The organism is Micromonospora sonchi (assembly GCF_014646235.1).
Taxonomy (GTDB): domain Bacteria; phylum Actinomycetota; class Actinomycetes; order Mycobacteriales; family Micromonosporaceae; genus Micromonospora; species Micromonospora sonchi.
On sequence record NZ_BMNB01000002.1, the window covers coordinates 18716 to 33808 of the forward strand.

Here is a 15093-nt window from a genome sequence, read left to right on the forward strand (position 1 = left end):
TGATCGTCGCTGTCGATGCGCGGCGTGTCGCGATGGTTTCTCCGTGGTAGCGCTGGGCGGTCGCTATAGGGTTGCCGTGTCGAGGGGTGCGCGTCCCGGAAACGACGTGTCCACCGCACTGACGGGGAGGTTGTCCGGATGCACGAGCCGCGAGAATTCGATCGGGTCACCGGGCTGGACGAGTCGGGTGGGTTGCCCGGGTCGGCAACTGACGGTGACGGTGCGGTGGGGTACCGGGGTGTGACGGCGTGCCACGCGGTGGGGATCAGCTATCGGCAGTTGGATTACTGGGCGCGGACGGCGTTGGTGGTGCCGAGTGTGCGGGACGCGTCGGGTTCGGGCACGCAGCGGTTGTATTCGTTTCGGGACCTGGTGGTGTTGAAGGTCGTGAAGCGATTGTTGGACGCCGGGGTGTCGTTGCAGAACATCCGTAAGGCGATTGAGGCGTTGCGGTCGCGTGGGGTGGAGGATCTGGCGGGCATCACGTTGATCTCCGACGGGACGACGGTGTATGAGTGTCGTTCTCCGGAGGAGGTGGTCGACCTGTTGCAGGGCGGCCAGGGGGTGTTCGGCATCGCGATCGGTGGCGCGTTCAAGGAGATTCAGGGTTCGTTGTCGCATCTGCCGGCGGAGCCGGTGGGGGTGGTGGCGGAGCCGGAGCCGCAGGAGTTGCCGGTGGGCGACGAGTTGGCGGCGCGGCGGGCGCGGCGGCGGGCGGGCTGAGGGGCGTTCCGGCCCGGGGGATGGCGGTGCGGGGTCGCCTTGTGAGTATTTTCTGGTTACCGAGTGTTGCTGTTTCGTGGTGCGCGGTGTCGGCTTCGGGTGGTTGTTCGGGTGTGGGGCTTTTGGCGCAGGTCCCCTCGCGTGTCGAGGGGCGGATGCGGGGCGGTGGTTGTTCCCGCGGGCCAGCACCGAAATGACGTTCTGTGAGTGCAGCGTGACACGCGACATGTCCATTTGTCACTCTTCGTGGTTGATAATCGTCATGATTCCGATAGGCCGGCGCTGCCGGATCCGATGCGACACGCTATCGTCCGTCACGGTCTGCCGGATGTCGTCGGCGTGTGTTCGACGGCGCCGGTTGACCGACGCCCCTCCGCGCCGATGTCGCGCGTACCCTCCGTGGGAAGGAAACGACCGTGACGGTTGTCGAAGAGACCGCCCCCACCTCGCACTACGAGCGCATCGGTGGCGCCGGTGCGGTGAAGGCCGCTGTCGAGTTGTTCTACGACCGGGTGCTGGCCGACCCGGAGTTGGCCGGCTACTTCGCCGAGGTGGAGATGGCGGGGCAGCGCCGGCACCTGGCGCAGATGCTGACGGTGGTGCTCGGTGGCCCGAACGGGTACACCGGCCGTGACCTGGCTGCGGCGCATCAGCCGCTGAACATCTCGGTGGCGCACTACGTCCAGGTGGGTCAGCACCTGACGGCGACGTTGACGCAGCTGGGTGTGCCGGGCGACATCATCACCGACGTGCAGGCGGTGCTGGCGCAGGTGCAGGACCAGGTGGTGGCCGGCGGAGACCGGGCGGGCGCTTGAGCGTGGACGTTCCCCGGCTCAAGCAGAGCTGGTCCCTGGTCGCCGCGCACGGTGACCAGGTGCCGCTCTACTTCTACTCCACACTGTTCCTGGCCTATCCCGAGGTCCGGCAGATGTTCCCGACCAACATGGCGGGCCAGCGGGACCGGCTGGTCACCGCGCTCGGTCACATCGTGTCCAACGTGGATCAGATGGACCGGCTGGTGGGTTTCCTGCGGGATCTCGGTGCCGACCACCGCAAGTTCGCGGTGCGGGCGGAGCACTACCCGGCGGTCGGGGAGGCGTTGCTGGCGACGCTGCGGCACTTCCTCGGCGACCAGTGGACCGACGAGCTGGCGCGGGACTGGACGGCGGCGTACGGGCTGGTGGCGAAGGTGATGACCGAGGCGGCGCAGGAGGCTGAGGCGGTGCACCCGCCGTGGTGGGTGGCCGAGATCATCGGCCACGAGCGGCGGGCCTTCGACGTGGCGGTGTTGACGGTGCGTCCGCAGTACCTGCTGCCGTTCACCGCGGGCCAGTCGATCGGGGTGTCGCATCCGGCGACGCGGGCGTGGCGGTACTACTCGCCGGCGAACGCGCCGCGGCAGGACGGCACGCTGGAGCTGCATGTGCGCGCGGCGCCGGGCGGCGCGGTGTCGTCGCGGCTGGTGTACGGGTGCGCGGTGGGTGACCAGCTTCATCTGGCGGCGCCGGTGGGCGACCGGTTGACGTTGCGGCCGGCCGGGTCGGCGGATCTGCTGCTGCTGGCCTCGGGCACCGGCTTGGCGCCGTTGAAGGCGGTGGCGGAGCAGGTGGCCGCCGAGGGGTCGCAGCGTCGGGTCGACCTGTACGTGGGGGCGCGTTCCCGCAGCGAGTTCTACGACAGCGACGCGCTGGACAAGCTCGCCGTGGCGTACCCCTGGTTGACGGTGACCCAGGTGGTGGGGTCGGACCTGACTCGGCCGGGGGAGCTGGTGCACCCGGTGGACCGGGCGTTGGCCGACGGTGACTGGCGGTCCCGGCACGTGTTCGTCTGTGGTTCCGACGACATGGTGTCGCATGCGGTGGCGACCCTGACCCGGTCCGGCTACCACGCCGGGCAGCTGCACCACGAGGGTTTGGGTCAGCACTGGTACGGCCCGGCCTGGCGGACGGCGATGGACCGCCCGTCGGTTTCCGATGATTCCGGGGGTGCCCGGTGAGTGGACGGCGTAGCCCGAAGGGAGGGTCGGTGCGGTGAACGCGACCCCGATCAGCAGGTACGACGGCACACATGTCGCCGGTGGTGTGCAGGTGCGGATGACTCCCGACCGGGTTCGGCGGTGGGAGTTCGGGTCGGCGTCGTTCACCCGGCGCGGCTACGACCAGGCCGACGTGGACCGGTTCCGCATGCAGGTGGCCGACGAGCTGGATCTGCTGGCGACGCAGGTGGCGAATCTGCGGGCGGAGAACGAGCGGCTGGGCGACCACGTGGAGCTGCACCGGCACGGGGTGATCCCGAGTTCGGGGCCGGCGGCGAAGGCGCCGGCGGCCAAGGAGGTCAATCTGCTGTCGGCCGCGCAGCGGGAGGCCGAGCAGATCATCGCGCAGGCGCACGACTACGCGCGGCGGGTCGCCGAGTACGCCCGGACCCAGTACGAGAGTTACGTGCGGGCGGCGGTGGAGGAGGCCCGGCAGGAGGCGGAGCGGGCGGTGCAGGAGTATCGCGCGTCGGCCGGTGCGACGTTCGACGACGGGGTGGCCGCGCGGGAGGCGCTGCGGATCTACGGCGAGATGATGATCTCGCACATGCAGGCGGCGGCGCGGCATCTCGACGACGGCAGCGCGCAGCTGGCCCGCGCGATGGAACGCATCGCCGGCCCGGCGATGGTGGCCGGCACGGCGCCGCGACACCAACAGCGCTGAGACCGATGGTGCGCAAGGGCCCCTTGTCAACGCCGGGTGTGCAGGGGGCCCTTGCGCACGTCGGCGGCGGTGGGGGTTCGCGGCGGGTGGGCGGGGACGCTGGTAGCGTTGATCGCGCCGGTAGCACCCACGTGGGAGAGACCGCCTGGCGGTAGCCGGGGCGGCGCCGAAGGGGCAAATCCTCCCCGGAACCTCTCAGGCAGAAGGACCGCGTCGGGGAAGGCACTGTGGAGCGCCCGTGGGTGCGACAGAGGGGGAGGGCCGACCTGTCGACCCCACCCCCGCAGGAGCGCCGCCCATGACCGCAGAGCAGTTCGCCGACCGGCACATCAGCCCCGGACCGGATGACGAGCGCCACATGCTGGACACCGTCGGGTACGCCTCGATCGACGAGTTGATGGACGCGGCGATTCCCGAGGTGATCCGCTGGCACGGCCGGTTGGACCTGCCGGAGCCGGCCGGTGAGCGGGAGACCTTGGCCGAGTTGCGGGCCCTGGCCGCCCGCAACACCGTGGCCGTGTCGATGATCGGCCTGGGTTACCACGGTACGCACACCCCGGCGGTGATCCGCCGTAACGTGCTGGAGAGCCCGGCCTGGTACACGGCGTACACGCCGTACCAGCCGGAGATCAGTCAGGGCCGGTTGGAGGCGCTGCTGAACTTCCAGACGATGGTGTCGGATCTGACCGGCCTGGCCACGGCCAACGCGTCGATGCTCGACGAGGGCACCGCGGCGGCTGAGGCGATGGCCCTGGCGCGGCGGGCGTCGAAGAGCACGAGCCGGGTGTATGTCGTGGACGCGGACACCCTGCCGCAGACCATCGCGGTGATCAGCGGGCGGGCCGAGCCGCTCGGTATCGAGGTGCGGGTGCTGGACGTGGATCGGGACGAGTTGCCGGCGGAGTTCTTCGGCCTGCACCTGCAGTACCCGGGGGCGTCGGGGGCGGTCCGGGACCACAGCCGGCTGGTGGCGGCGGCGCACGCCGTCGGCGCCCTGGTGGCCGTCGCGGCGGACCTGTTGGCGTTGGCGTTGCTGCGTCCGCCCGGTGAGGTCGGCGCCGACATCGCGGCCGGCACCACCCAGCGGTTCGGGGTGCCGATGGGCTTCGGTGGGCCGCACGCCGGCTACCTGGCGGTGCGCTCGGGGTTGGAGCGGATGCTGCCCGGCCGGCTGGTCGGCGTGTCCCGCGACGCGGCCGGCGACCCGGCGTACCGGTTGGCGTTGCAGACCCGTGAGCAGCACATCCGGCGGGAGAAGGCGACCAGCAACATCTGCACCGCGCAGGTGCTGCTGGCGGTGATGGCCGGCATGTACGCGGTGTATCACGGCCCGGACGGGCTGCGGGCGATCGCGGCGCGTACCCACCGCATGGCGGCGCGGCTGGCGGCGGGGTTGCGCGCCGGCGGTGTGACCGTCGCGGACGTGGCGTTCTTCGACACGGTGACGGCGACGGTGCCGGGGCGGGCGGCCGACGTGGTCGCGGCGGCCGCGCGGGGCGGGGTCAACCTGCGGCTGGTCGACGCCGACCGGGTGGGGATCTCCTGCGACGAGACCACCACGGCCGCGCACCTGGCGGCGGTGTGGGCGGCGTTCGACGTGCCGCGCTTCGACGGCGCGGCGGTCGCCGAGCTGCCGGCGGCGCTGGCGCGCACGTCGGACTTCCTCACCCACCCGGTGTTCCGCACCCACCATTCGGAGACGGCGATGCTGCGGTACCTGCGGCGGCTGGCCGACGCCGACTACGCCCTGGACCGGGGCATGATTCCGCTCGGGTCGTGCACGATGAAGCTGAACGCCACCACCGAGATGGAGCCGGTGAGCTGGGCCGAGTTCGCCGACATCCATCCCTTCGCCCCGGCCGAGCAGACCGCCGGCTACCGGGAGCTGATCGCCGGGTTGGAGGGGTGGCTGGCGGAGGTGACCGGCTACGACGCGGTCAGTGTGCAGCCCAACGCCGGTTCGCAGGGGGAGCTGGCCGGGTTGTTGGCGATCCGCGCCTACCACCGCAGCCGGGGGCAGGGCCACCGGGACGTGTGTCTGATCCCGTCGTCGGCGCACGGCACCAACGCCGCCAGCGCGGTGATGGCCGGCATGCGGGTGGTCGTGGTCGGCTGCGACGCCGACGGCAACGTCGACCTGGTCGACCTCGACGCGAAGATCGACCGGCATCGGGACACCCTCGCCGCGATCATGGTGACGTACCCGTCGACGCACGGGGTGTACGAGACGGGCATCGCGTCGCTGTGCGCGAAGGTGCACGACGCGGGCGGGCAGGTGTACGTCGACGGGGCGAACCTCAACGCCCTGGTCGGGTTCGCCAAGCCGGGCCGGTTCGGGGCCGACGTGTCGCACCTGAACCTGCACAAGACGTTCTGCATTCCGCACGGCGGCGGCGGGCCGGGGGTGGGTCCGGTGGCGGTGCGGGCGCATCTGGCGCCGTTTCTGCCCGGCGACCCGGCCGGGACGCCGGTCGGGGGCCGGCCGGCGATCTCGGCGGCCCGCTACGGGTCGGCGGGGATCCTGCCGATCCCGTGGGCGTACCTGCGGATGATGGGCGCCGACGGACTGACCCGGGCCACCGGGGTGGCGGTGCTGGCGGCCAACTACGTGGCGACGCGGCTGCGGCCGTACTTCCCGGTGTTGTACGCGGGCAACAAGGGTCTGGTGGCCCACGAGTGCGTCCTGGACCTGCGGCCGTTGACGAAGGCGACCGGGGTGAGCGTGGACGACGTGGCCAAGCGGCTGATCGACTACGGGTTCCACGCGCCGACGATGTCGTTCCCGGTGGCGGGCACGTTGATGGTGGAGCCGACCGAGAGCGAGGACCTGACCGAGCTGGACCGGTTCTGCGACGCGATGATCGCCATCCGGGCGGAGATCGACAAGGTGGGTTCGGGCCAGTGGCCGGCCGGGGACAACCCCCTCGCCAACGCGCCGCACACGGCGGCGATGCTGGCCGGTGACCAGTGGCCGCACCCGTACCCGCGGTCGGTGGGTGGCTACCCGCCCGGGGTGCGGCGGGCGGGGAAGTACTGGCCGCCGGTGCGCCGCGTCGACGGCGGGTACGGCGACCGGAACCTGGTGTGCTCGTGCCCGGCGCCGCAGGCGTACGAGAGCTGACCGGGCGCGTCGGGCCACCCCGCCGACCTGGGCGTCGGCCCCCCAGGGGCGGGGACTAGCCTGGGCGACGCGGGGAAAGTCGTGCCGGTCAGGCGGCGAGGGCGTGTCGGGCGGGGCCGCGGTGCGGTGCGATGCTGCTGCCGTCGGGCAGCAGCTCGCCGGTGTCCTCGAAGACGATGACCCCGTTGCAGAGCAGGCTCCAGCCCTGCTCAGGGAAGCAGGCGATGATCCTGGCTGCTTCCCGGTCGGTGGCTTCGGCGGAGGGGCAGACGGGTTGATGCTGGCACATCGGGTTCTCCGGACTGTGGGGGTACTGTGTCATGGTTCACATGACCAGTGACGCACAGTACCAAGCGCGGGCGCGCCGCATCGAGCAGGCATCCGCGTGGTATATGGGAAATCCGCTGAACGGATGAGCAGGAATCCCCCATACGGCGTGGAAACGCTCCCAGGGATGCTGGTCGATCCTCCCGCCACACCTGCCGCCTGCCGCGGCCGGCTCGTCGAACGCGCCCGCTGGCAGTGGCGCCCCACCGACGGCGGCGACCCCGCCGCCCACACCGAAGCGTTCCTCGCCGCCCACGGCCTCCCCCTGCACGACCTCGCCCACCCCACCACCGGCCACCACCCCGACGGCGTCTGCGGCGCCGCCCTCTACCTCTCCGCCGCCGCCGGCGCCCTGCTCACCGGCGCCCCCACCGGCGCCCCCAACCCCACCGACCTACCCGAAGTCGCCGTCGTCGTCTACGCCCACACCGACCCCCCACCCCGGCCACACCACCACCCACCCACGCCCTGGTCACACACCCCGTGGACGGAAAGCTGGACCCCCCGCCAACACGCCGACGCCGTCACCGCCGTCCGCGACGCCATCGGCCGCGGCGACATCTACCAGGCCAACCTCGTCGGCCACGCCGCCGCCACCTACACCGGCGACCCCCTACCCGCCCTGACCCGCCTCGCCCACCTACCCGGCGCCCGCTACGGCGGCGTCCTCACCGGCCCCGACTGGGCCATCGGCTGCGCCAGCCCCGAAACCCTCATCGAACTGCGCCACGGCACCCTGACCACCCGCCCCATCAAAGGCACCCGCCCCGCCACCACCACCGGCCGCGTCGACCTGCTCACCTCCGCCAAGGAACGCGCCGAACACATCATGATCGTCGACCTGGAACGCAACGACCTCGCCCGCGTCGCCGCCACCGGCACCGTCCGCGTCGACGACCTGTTCGCCGTACGCCGCTGGTGCGACCTGTGGCAGGCCGAATCCACCATCCGCGCCCAGGTCGCCGACGGCCTCGGCCTGGCCGACCTGCTCCGCGCCGTCTGCCCCGGCGGATCCGTCACCGGCGCCCCGAAACTCGCCGCCCTGAACCACATCGCCGCCCTCGAACCCGCCGGCCGCGGCGCCAGCATGGGCGCCCTCGGCTGGATCGGCCCCAACCACCTCGACCTCGGACTCACCATCCGCACCGCCGCCGTGGACACCACCACCCTGCACGTCTGGGCCGGCGGCGGCATCACCTGGGACAGCGACCCCGACGCCGAAGTCGCCGAAGCCGCCGCCAAAACCGCCCCCGTACGCGCCGCCCTCGCCCCCACCACCCCCCACACCCACGACCGATAACCTTGCCGCCATGACGATGCGCGACATCCGAATCATCGGCGACCCGGTGCTGCGCACCCCCTGCGAGCCGATCACCAGCTTCGACACCGAACTACGCGCCCTGGTCACCGACCTGATGGACACCCTGCTCGGCGCACCCGGCCGCGCCGGCGTCGCCGCACCCCAGATCGGCGTCAGCGCCCAGGTCTTCGTCTACGACGCCGACGGCCACCGCGGCCACCTCATCAACCCCACCCTGGAACTGTCCACCGAACTCCAACACGACGACGAAGGCTGCCTGTCCATCCCCGGCCTGTACTTCCCCACCCCCCGCGCCCTGCACGCCACCGCCCACGGCGTCGACCAGCACGGCGATCCACTCACCATCACCGGCAGCGGATTCCTCGCCCGCGCCCTGCAACACGAGACCGACCACCTACGCGGCCGCCTGTACGTCGACACCCTGCGCGGAGACACCCGCCGCCGCGCCCTGCGCGAGATCCGCGCCGGCCGCTACAGCTCACCCCGACGCGCCTGACCACACCCTCACCGGCCGGTCGCCGTCAGGGTGAACTCCCCGTACTCGGTGTCCCGTACGACGTGCTCGCGTGGACCGCCGAGTGGTACTTGCGGCCCGAGACGCTGGAGGCCGCGAACGCCGCGGTGGTCAACTATCACCACCGGCTGCCGCTGACCCAAGCGTTCGGTTGACGGGCCCGTATCGGGCCCGCGTTAGCGATCGTCAAGAAACGTTGGTTTTCTTGACGATCGCGGCTGTCGCCGGCAGGGGGCGACTCCCGGCGGTGGTCCGAGAGTCGCCCCCTGGAGGATCGTTTGAGTGCTTTCAGTTCGTTCTGCGGGTGAGTGGTGGTTGGCCTCGGGTGAGGAGTCCGGTGAGGAGTGTGGTGAGTGCTGGTGGTGCGGCGGCGATGAGGAGGAGGGCGAGCCAGGGGGTGTGCCAGTGTGCGTTGGTGCTGTAGCTGATGTAGGCGGCTGCGGGTCCGATGCCGGCGAGTAGGCCGAGGATTGCGCCGAGTCCGGCGATGAGGGCGCTCTGCGTGGCGGTGATCCGTCGGCGGGTTCGGGGTGTGGCGCCGACTGCGGTCATGGTGGCCAGGTCGGGGCGTAGTTCGACGGATGCCAGTCCAACGGCGACGGTGCTGGCGACGAGCGTGACCAGGGCGCTGACCGCGGCTAGTAGGTAGAACATCGTGGTGGTTTCTTGCGCGGGTGCTGACGCCTGCGTCGCTTCGGCGGTAATCGGCTGCTCGCGTGGCTCGCGAGCGTTGAGTTGGGCGCGGAGCAGGACGCCGTTCGCGTCGGTCAACTCCTCGTTTCGCGGTTGACGGGAGGGGTCGATCACGGCCGCTTGGGTCGTGACGTTCAGGTTGAGCCTCTTCGCCGTTGCAGGCGAGATCACCAAGCCGGGCAGCTGCGGATAGTACTCCCTGTGGGCGGCAAGAAGCGCGGGCAGGGACGGCAGGGGCTTTTCATCCTTTCTCAGCGTGATGTGCGTGTCGGAGATCAGAGTGTCGTTGAAGACGACCGCACCGCCGTCAGCGAGGATGTGCAGTTCCCTTGCGTTGGCAGGCCGGCCGGTTACCAGCTGCACTATTTCAGCCCCGCCGACAGCAACCGTGCGCTGTTGCATAGCGGCGATCAGCGTGGGGTCTGCGCCGCCATCGGGCGGGACGGCTGTTACCCATATGCCGGCGTCCGTGGCCGTTCGTAGGGTGACGGTATCCCGGGTCGGCAGGGCCGCGGTGAAGCGGCGAAGGCCGTCCTCGCCGAGCAGCCGGACGGTTTACGCCTCCAGCCGAATCTGGCCGGGGCGGGTGGGGTGTTGCGTGGCTGGCGCGTGGCTGCGGGCTGTGCCCACGATTGCGAGGGAGACGCTGCCGGCGGTCGCGGCGGTGACCGCCGCGACCGCCGCCGCTGTGCGCAGCCGGTGTCGTGCGCCGTGGCGCAGTGCCAGCCGGCCCGGCATGGGCAGCGCGGCGGCGACGCGGCCGGTGAGCCGGACGAGGGCGGGAGTGCAGGCCACCACACCGAGTAGCTGCGTGACAGCGCCGAGGGCGAGGAGTTCGGCGCGGCCCTCGGGGTTGCCCGCAAGCACGAGGACTCCCGTGCCGGCAACCAGAAGGATCATGCCGGCCACCAAGGCGGCAAGGTCGAGGCGGGATCGAGTTCGCTGACCTCCCAGGTCAGCACGGACCGGTCCGTGGCCGGCGGTGCGGGCGGGGAGCAGAGCCGCGAGGGCCCCGACCGTTGTGGTCACCGCCGCCACCCCTGCAATGCTTGGAAAGGGTATGGAGACGTCGATCAAGGGATGGTCGGCAATCGCCTCGATGAGCGGTCCGGCCAGTGTGAACGTCAAAAGGCCCGCGCCGGCCCCGGCGATGGCCGCTGCCGTGCCCAGGAGCAGTCCACTCGCCAGGACGATCCGCCTGACCTGGCGCCCAGTGCCCCCTACCGCAGCGATCATGGCCAGGTCCCGCCGCTGCCTGCGGGCACCGACCACGAACGCCGCACCTGCGAGCAGCACGACCTGCGCCCCGGCGAAGGTCGTGACGAGCAGAATCGCGGCAGCCTCCACCGCCTTCTCCGCGGCAGTCGGCCCTTCGCGATACGTATAGCTGAAGCCGCCTGACTCCAAGCCGCCTGGCTGCGGGGGTGACCAGCTCTGCCCGGCCGGAAGTTTCACCAGCAGCTTTGCGCGCGCGCCCGACAAGGGGGCCTCGGCGGAGACAAGCAACCCCGCCTGACGCAGGGAACGGCTCCAGTCGACGACGCCCACCACGGTCAGACTCCGTTGCGGCATGCCGGCAACCACCTCATCGCCGGGCCGGACATCAAGCTCACGAGCGAGCGTGTGGGTCACCGCAACCTCCGCCGCTCCCTGCGGAGCACGGCCAGCTCGCAACACATACCGGCCCCGATTGATCGGATTCTCGAGGTCGGTCGCCTCGTACTCGAGCGCGGCCAGCCCTGCGGGTCCGGCGACGACAGTGCGTCCCTGCGTCAGCGGCACCGACCGGCTAGCCGACGGCAGACTTGTCCGAGCCGCGTCACCGTCGTCGACGATCAGGTCGGCCTGCCCCATGCGGAAGCTCAACTCTTGAGCAGAGGTGCCGCTCAGGTTGGCCCAACTCATCACCAGGACCGTGGCGGCGTAAGCGGGCAGAAACAACATCATAAAGATCAATATGCTGCGTCCGCGGTGGCGGACCGTCGAACGGCGGGCAACCCGCAGCGCGGCACGCCAGGAACCGACGAACTCGCCGGCGGTCCGGGTCACGCGGTCCTCCCGAGCAGCTGCTCCGGGGTCTGCCTCGGCCCGGTGGCGTCAACCAGTCTGCCGTCGCGCAGGAAGATCGTCCGGTCGGCCCACCCGGCGTAGCGCGGCTCATGGGTGACGAGCACCCCGGCAGCGCCGGCATCGATCCGGGCCCGCAACACCTCCAACACAGCGAGACTCGTGCGCGAGTCCAAGGCACCGGTGGGCTCGTCCGCCAAGACCAGCCGCCGCTGCCCCACCAACGCGCGGGCGATCGCGATCCTCTGCTGCTGACCTCCGGAGAGCTGATCAGGGAAGCGGCCCGCCATATCGGCCAAACCCACCTCGGCTAACGCGGCGATCGCTTCCCGCCGCGCCGCCCGCGTGCCTACCCCGGCCAACTCGCGCGGCAAAGCGACGTTCTCCGCCGCGGTCAGGTCGGTAACCAGGTTGTAGTCCTGAAAGACGTACCCGACGCGATCCCTGCGCAGCCGGGCCAACGCCGCTGCGTCCAAGGCGCCGAGTTCGACATCCTCCATGAACACCGCCCCCGACGTCGGTGCGTCAAGCCCACCGGCCAACGCCAACAGCGTCGACTTCCCAGACCCCGAAGGACCCATCACGGCAACCAACTCGCCGGCGGCCACCTCGAAACTCACCTCGGCCAGAGCGTGAACCGTCTGCTCGCCACTGCCGTAGGCCCGGCTGACCCCCGCGAAACGCAACACCGCCGCACTCACCGGCCACTCACCTCGACCTCCGTGCAGTGCTGATCCGCCAGCGCTGGCGTCTTCAATGGCGTCCGGCCACGGCCAGGTCGCGCCCGCCGCAGCACAGTCGCCTCGACGTGGTCCAGCCAGCGAACCTCACTCTCCAGCGTGAAGATCAGATGATCAACAAGCAGCAGCCAGGCCACATCGTCGCTCTCGTCGGCCTGGCGACGCAGGTCGGTGTAATCACGCATCTGCCGCATCGACTCAGCCCGCTGCACCTGAACCACCGCCGCTACGTCCACGCCAGGCGCGACCGCCGCCATCGCCAACTTGATCGCCAGTTCGCTGCGCGGACGATCGGTGTCGGTCACCGGCGTGCCGAACCAACTCGCCAACGCCTCCCGCCCCTGATCGGTGATGGCGAAAACCTCGCGCCCGTCGGCATTGCTGCCGATCGGCGCCACGTAACCATCGCGGGCAAGCCGGTCAAGCGTCGTGTACACCTGCCCCACGTTCAACGCCCAACTTCCACTGGTGTGAGCATCGAACTCGCTCTTCAACTGATAGCCGTACTTCGGGCCATCCGCGAAGACCGCCAACAGCCCCCAGCGCACCGCGTTTCTCTGCATGGCGGCAACTTACCAGGTAACTACTTACTGAGTAAGTCGCCACCAAGGTGGCGACGAGGGCCTGCCGCCCGCGGGGCCGAACAGAGCCTCACGCTCTAACTGGTCAGCAGGGAGCGCGTCATCGAGTAACCCCGTCGGATGGCAGGAGCAGGAATCGGATCACTCGCCGAGCCCTCGCCTGTCAACACGGCCGGCAGCGGCCAACCGCTAATCGTTGGTTTTTCGCTGGAAGCTACATCCGCCGCTCATCCGCGACCTCGGCGTCCCGACCGTCCCGGGCCGCCTCGCAGCGCTCCCACCAGCTCGTACTTCAGGCTCCGGCACCGGTCGTCGCTCAGGCTCTGGGCTTCCGATACCACACCACCCAACGACACCACGCCGCCGCCGGTGGTACCTGGTACCGCTACAGCCCGTCATGACGATCTACCCAGGAGATCTCTTCCCGAGGTGGCTGCTCGCGGCTCTCCACAGCAGCGGCAACGAACCCCTTCGTCACTGCTGGTGAAGGCGCTCGGCGTCCGCCCACATACTGATTTGCCGAAAGAGTGCAACCGGCCTGCGCGGTTCACCGGCCATCAAGGATGGCTCTCGATCGTGGACGAGCGCATGCTGTAATCGCGCTCGACCGTGGCCACTCGTACGCGGTAGTCCTGGTACCAGGCCTCGCGGCCACGTCGCTGAGCCACCAGATGCGCAGCCACCTGCTTCCAGCCGCGTGCCGCCTGCTGATCCGCCCAGTAGGACACCGTGATCCCGAGGCTATCCCGCGCCGACTCGATGCCGAGGAATCCCGGTTGGTCCTTAGCGAGGGCTTCCATGGACGCCCCCATCGCCGCATATCCGTGGTCGCCGTCGGTGCGAGTAGACGTGAAGATCACGGCAACGTATGGGGGCTGCGGGGTGTCAGCAAAGGGTTGGTTGGACATTGATCAAGGATGACATGCGCCGTTCGTGCCCGAGGTTGTGGGCGTCCTCAACTGCCGCTGACATGGCGCGCCAGTCGTCCGGGCGCCCTCACGGTCAGTACGGCATCCAGATCGCCCGCCGTGTCATCAGACGAAGATCGTGGATCAGATCTCGCCGCCAGCACCATGCTCCGTGTGACTCACCGTGATTGCGGACGAGCCATGAACGCGAATACAAGGCAGTTGGATTACGCGACCCTGCCAGTCGGCCGGGCCGGACGCGTCGTCACGTTCCCCAACGCCGCCACCCGATAAGCGGGGGATACACGTGCACCCCGGCCACCGCCACCAGCAGGTCACCGTCGCGGATGCCCGCGTACCGGCCGGTGTCCACCATCCGCGCGTCGAACCAGTTACCCGGATACGCCACCGCGTACAGCTCACGCAACCGCGGCAGATCCGCCCGACCCAGCAGCACCCCGGCCGGTTCACACGTCGGCAACCGGCAGGCTCACCCGGCCAACCACTGGTCGTAGCCGAGCTTGCCCACCAGAGCGAACACCACCACCAGCAGCACCACCCGCACGAACCCGGACCCGCGCCGCAACGCCATCCGCGCCCCCACCATCGCCCCGACGATGTTGCACACCGCCATCGCCGCGCCCAACAGCCACCACACGTGCCCGGTCACCGCGAACACCACCAACGCACCCGCGTTCGTGCCCGCGTTGATCACCTTCGCCATCGCCGAACCGTGCAGGAAATCCGCACCCAGCAACGCCGTGAACGCCACCACCAGAAACGTGCCCGTCCCGGGCCCGATCAACCCGTCGTACGTGGCGATACCCACCCCGGCCACCAGCACCGCCACCACCACCCGCACCCGGGTCCTCCGCTGCGGCACCGCCACCGTGCCCAACCGCGGCCGCAACACCACGAACAACGCCACCGACACCAGCACCACCAGCACCACCGGCCGGTACGCCTCCGGCGGCACCGCACCCGCCAACGCCGCACCCAACCCCGCGCAGACCACCGCCAACGCCGCCGCCGGCCCCACCACGGCCCAGTCCAACGTCGTACGACGGGCGTACGTCAGCGCCGCAGTCGAGGTACCCGCGATCGCCGCCAACTTGTTCGTGCCCAACGCGGTGGCCGGCGGCATCCCCGGCGCCGCCACCAACAACGCCGGCAACAACAGCAACCCACCACCACCCACCACGGCGTCCACCCAGCCGGCCAGGGCAGCGGCGGTGAGCAGGATCGCGACAGTCACCGCATCCAGTTCCACGGGCGGCAATTCTTCCCACCCCGCCCCACCCGACGCGGCCCGCTGTGGCCAGCCTCACCGACCACCCACCAGGTCACCCGCCGCGACGGCCCCGCACCCACACCCCCACCGCGCCCATCGCCACGAAAA

The 15093-nt window shown here is 70.4% G+C and carries 15 protein-coding genes, 1 pseudogene and 1 riboswitch; of the genes and pseudogenes, 8 read left to right on the top strand and 8 right to left on the bottom strand.

The window, feature by feature from the left end; translation table 11 throughout:
• The first annotated feature begins 138 nt into the window (after positions 1-138).
• From IEY61_RS02275 to gcvP, 5 genes are all read left to right on the top strand, one after another.
• A complete protein-coding gene (locus IEY61_RS02275) occupies positions 139-723 on the top strand; it encodes a MerR family transcriptional regulator (protein WP_189040547.1) in 585 nt (194 codons plus the stop codon).
• Between the two features lie 416 nt (positions 724-1139).
• Positions 1140-1538, top strand: a complete 399-nt coding sequence (locus IEY61_RS02280) for a group I truncated hemoglobin (protein WP_189040548.1) — start codon at positions 1140-1142, stop codon at positions 1536-1538.
• A 2-nt stretch (positions 1539-1540) separates the two neighbouring features.
• A complete protein-coding gene (locus tag IEY61_RS02285; RefSeq protein ID WP_189040783.1) occupies positions 1541-2719 on the top strand; it encodes a globin domain-containing protein in 1179 nt (392 codons plus the stop codon).
• Between the two features lie 34 nt (positions 2720-2753).
• Complete coding sequence (locus IEY61_RS02290) at positions 2754-3422, top strand: DivIVA domain-containing protein (protein WP_189040549.1); 669 nt, start codon at positions 2754-2756, stop codon at positions 3420-3422.
• A 122-nt stretch (positions 3423-3544) separates the two neighbouring features.
• A riboswitch (glycine riboswitch) is annotated at positions 3545-3643 on the top strand.
• Between the two features lie 77 nt (positions 3644-3720).
• The gene (gene gcvP / locus IEY61_RS02295) at positions 3721-6543 is read left to right on the top strand and encodes an aminomethyl-transferring glycine dehydrogenase (protein ID WP_189040550.1); all 2823 of its coding nucleotides are present in this window, start codon (positions 3721-3723) and stop codon (positions 6541-6543) included.
• 88 nt (positions 6544-6631) lie between these two features.
• On the opposite strand, the gene IEY61_RS02300 is transcribed toward gcvP, so the two are convergent.
• Positions 6632-6832 (bottom strand): DUF5999 family protein, encoded by a 201-nt coding sequence (locus tag IEY61_RS02300; protein ID WP_189040784.1) that lies wholly within the window; start codon positions 6830-6832, stop codon positions 6632-6634.
• Positions 6833-6955: 123 nt separating this feature from the next.
• On the opposite strand from IEY61_RS02300, the gene IEY61_RS02305 reads away from it, so the two are divergent.
• From IEY61_RS02305 to IEY61_RS31745, 3 genes and pseudogenes are all read left to right on the top strand, one after another.
• Positions 6956-8170 (top strand): chorismate-binding protein, encoded by a 1215-nt coding sequence (locus IEY61_RS02305; protein ID WP_373293080.1) that lies wholly within the window; start codon positions 6956-6958, stop codon positions 8168-8170.
• A gap of 10 nt (positions 8171-8180) precedes the next feature.
• Complete coding sequence (def, locus tag IEY61_RS02310) at positions 8181-8687, top strand: peptide deformylase (RefSeq protein WP_189040552.1); 507 nt, start codon at positions 8181-8183, stop codon at positions 8685-8687.
• A gap of 47 nt (positions 8688-8734) precedes the next feature.
• A pseudogene (locus tag IEY61_RS31745) lies at positions 8735-8857 on the top strand (Tn3 family transposase); the annotation flags it as partial.
• 136 nt (positions 8858-8993) lie between these two features.
• Here IEY61_RS31745 and IEY61_RS02320 read toward each other — a convergent pair.
• From IEY61_RS02320 to IEY61_RS02350, 7 genes are all read right to left on the bottom strand, one after another.
• Positions 8994-9800, bottom strand: a complete 807-nt coding sequence (locus tag IEY61_RS02320; RefSeq protein WP_189040554.1) for an FtsX-like permease family protein — start codon at positions 9798-9800, stop codon at positions 8994-8996.
• A gap of 153 nt (positions 9801-9953) precedes the next feature.
• Positions 9954-11447: an FtsX-like permease family protein gene (locus IEY61_RS02325; protein WP_189040555.1), complete on the bottom strand. Its 1494-nt coding sequence runs from the start codon at positions 11445-11447 to the stop codon at positions 9954-9956.
• A complete protein-coding gene (locus IEY61_RS02330; protein ID WP_189040556.1) occupies positions 11444-12166 on the bottom strand; it encodes an ABC transporter ATP-binding protein in 723 nt (240 codons plus the stop codon). Before IEY61_RS02330 ends, IEY61_RS02325 begins: the two co-directional genes overlap by 4 nt.
• On the bottom strand, positions 12163-12768 hold the full coding sequence (locus IEY61_RS02335; RefSeq protein WP_189040557.1) for a PadR family transcriptional regulator: 606 nt from the start codon (positions 12766-12768) through the stop codon (positions 12163-12165). The genes IEY61_RS02330 and IEY61_RS02335 overlap by 4 nt, the downstream gene beginning before the upstream one ends.
• A 575-nt stretch (positions 12769-13343) precedes the next feature.
• Positions 13344-13694, bottom strand: coding sequence for an antibiotic biosynthesis monooxygenase family protein (locus tag IEY61_RS02340; protein WP_189040558.1), 351 nt, complete (start codon positions 13692-13694; stop codon positions 13344-13346).
• A 265-nt stretch (positions 13695-13959) separates the two neighbouring features.
• Positions 13960-14175 (bottom strand): hypothetical protein, encoded by a 216-nt coding sequence (locus tag IEY61_RS02345; RefSeq protein WP_229705624.1) that lies wholly within the window; start codon positions 14173-14175, stop codon positions 13960-13962.
• Between the two features lie 9 nt (positions 14176-14184).
• Positions 14185-14964, bottom strand: a complete 780-nt coding sequence (locus IEY61_RS02350) for a sulfite exporter TauE/SafE family protein (RefSeq protein WP_268240616.1) — start codon at positions 14962-14964, stop codon at positions 14185-14187.
• Positions 14965-15093: the final 129 nt, after the last annotated feature.

Excerpts from the sequence above, each read along its gene's own strand:
- IEY61_RS02275 (WP_189040547.1), top strand. The coding sequence starts at position 139 with ATGCACGAGCCGCGAGAATTCGATCGGGTCACCGGGCTGGACGAGTCG.
- gcvP (WP_189040550.1), top strand. The coding sequence starts at position 3,721 with ATGACCGCAGAGCAGTTCGCCGACCGGCACATCAGCCCCGGACCGGAT.
- IEY61_RS02300 (WP_189040784.1), bottom strand. The coding sequence starts at position 6,832 with ATGTGCCAGCATCAACCCGTCTGCCCCTCCGCCGAAGCCACCGACCGG.
- IEY61_RS02305 (WP_373293080.1), top strand. The coding sequence starts at position 6,956 with ATGAGCAGGAATCCCCCATACGGCGTGGAAACGCTCCCAGGGATGCTG.
- def (WP_189040552.1), top strand. The coding sequence starts at position 8,181 with ATGACGATGCGCGACATCCGAATCATCGGCGACCCGGTGCTGCGCACC.
- IEY61_RS02320 (WP_189040554.1), bottom strand. The coding sequence starts at position 9,800 with ATGCAACAGCGCACGGTTGCTGTCGGCGGGGCTGAAATAGTGCAGCTG.
- IEY61_RS02335 (WP_189040557.1), bottom strand. The coding sequence starts at position 12,768 with ATGCAGAGAAACGCGGTGCGCTGGGGGCTGTTGGCGGTCTTCGCGGAT.
- IEY61_RS02340 (WP_189040558.1), bottom strand. The coding sequence starts at position 13,694 with ATGTCCAACCAACCCTTTGCTGACACCCCGCAGCCCCCATACGTTGCC.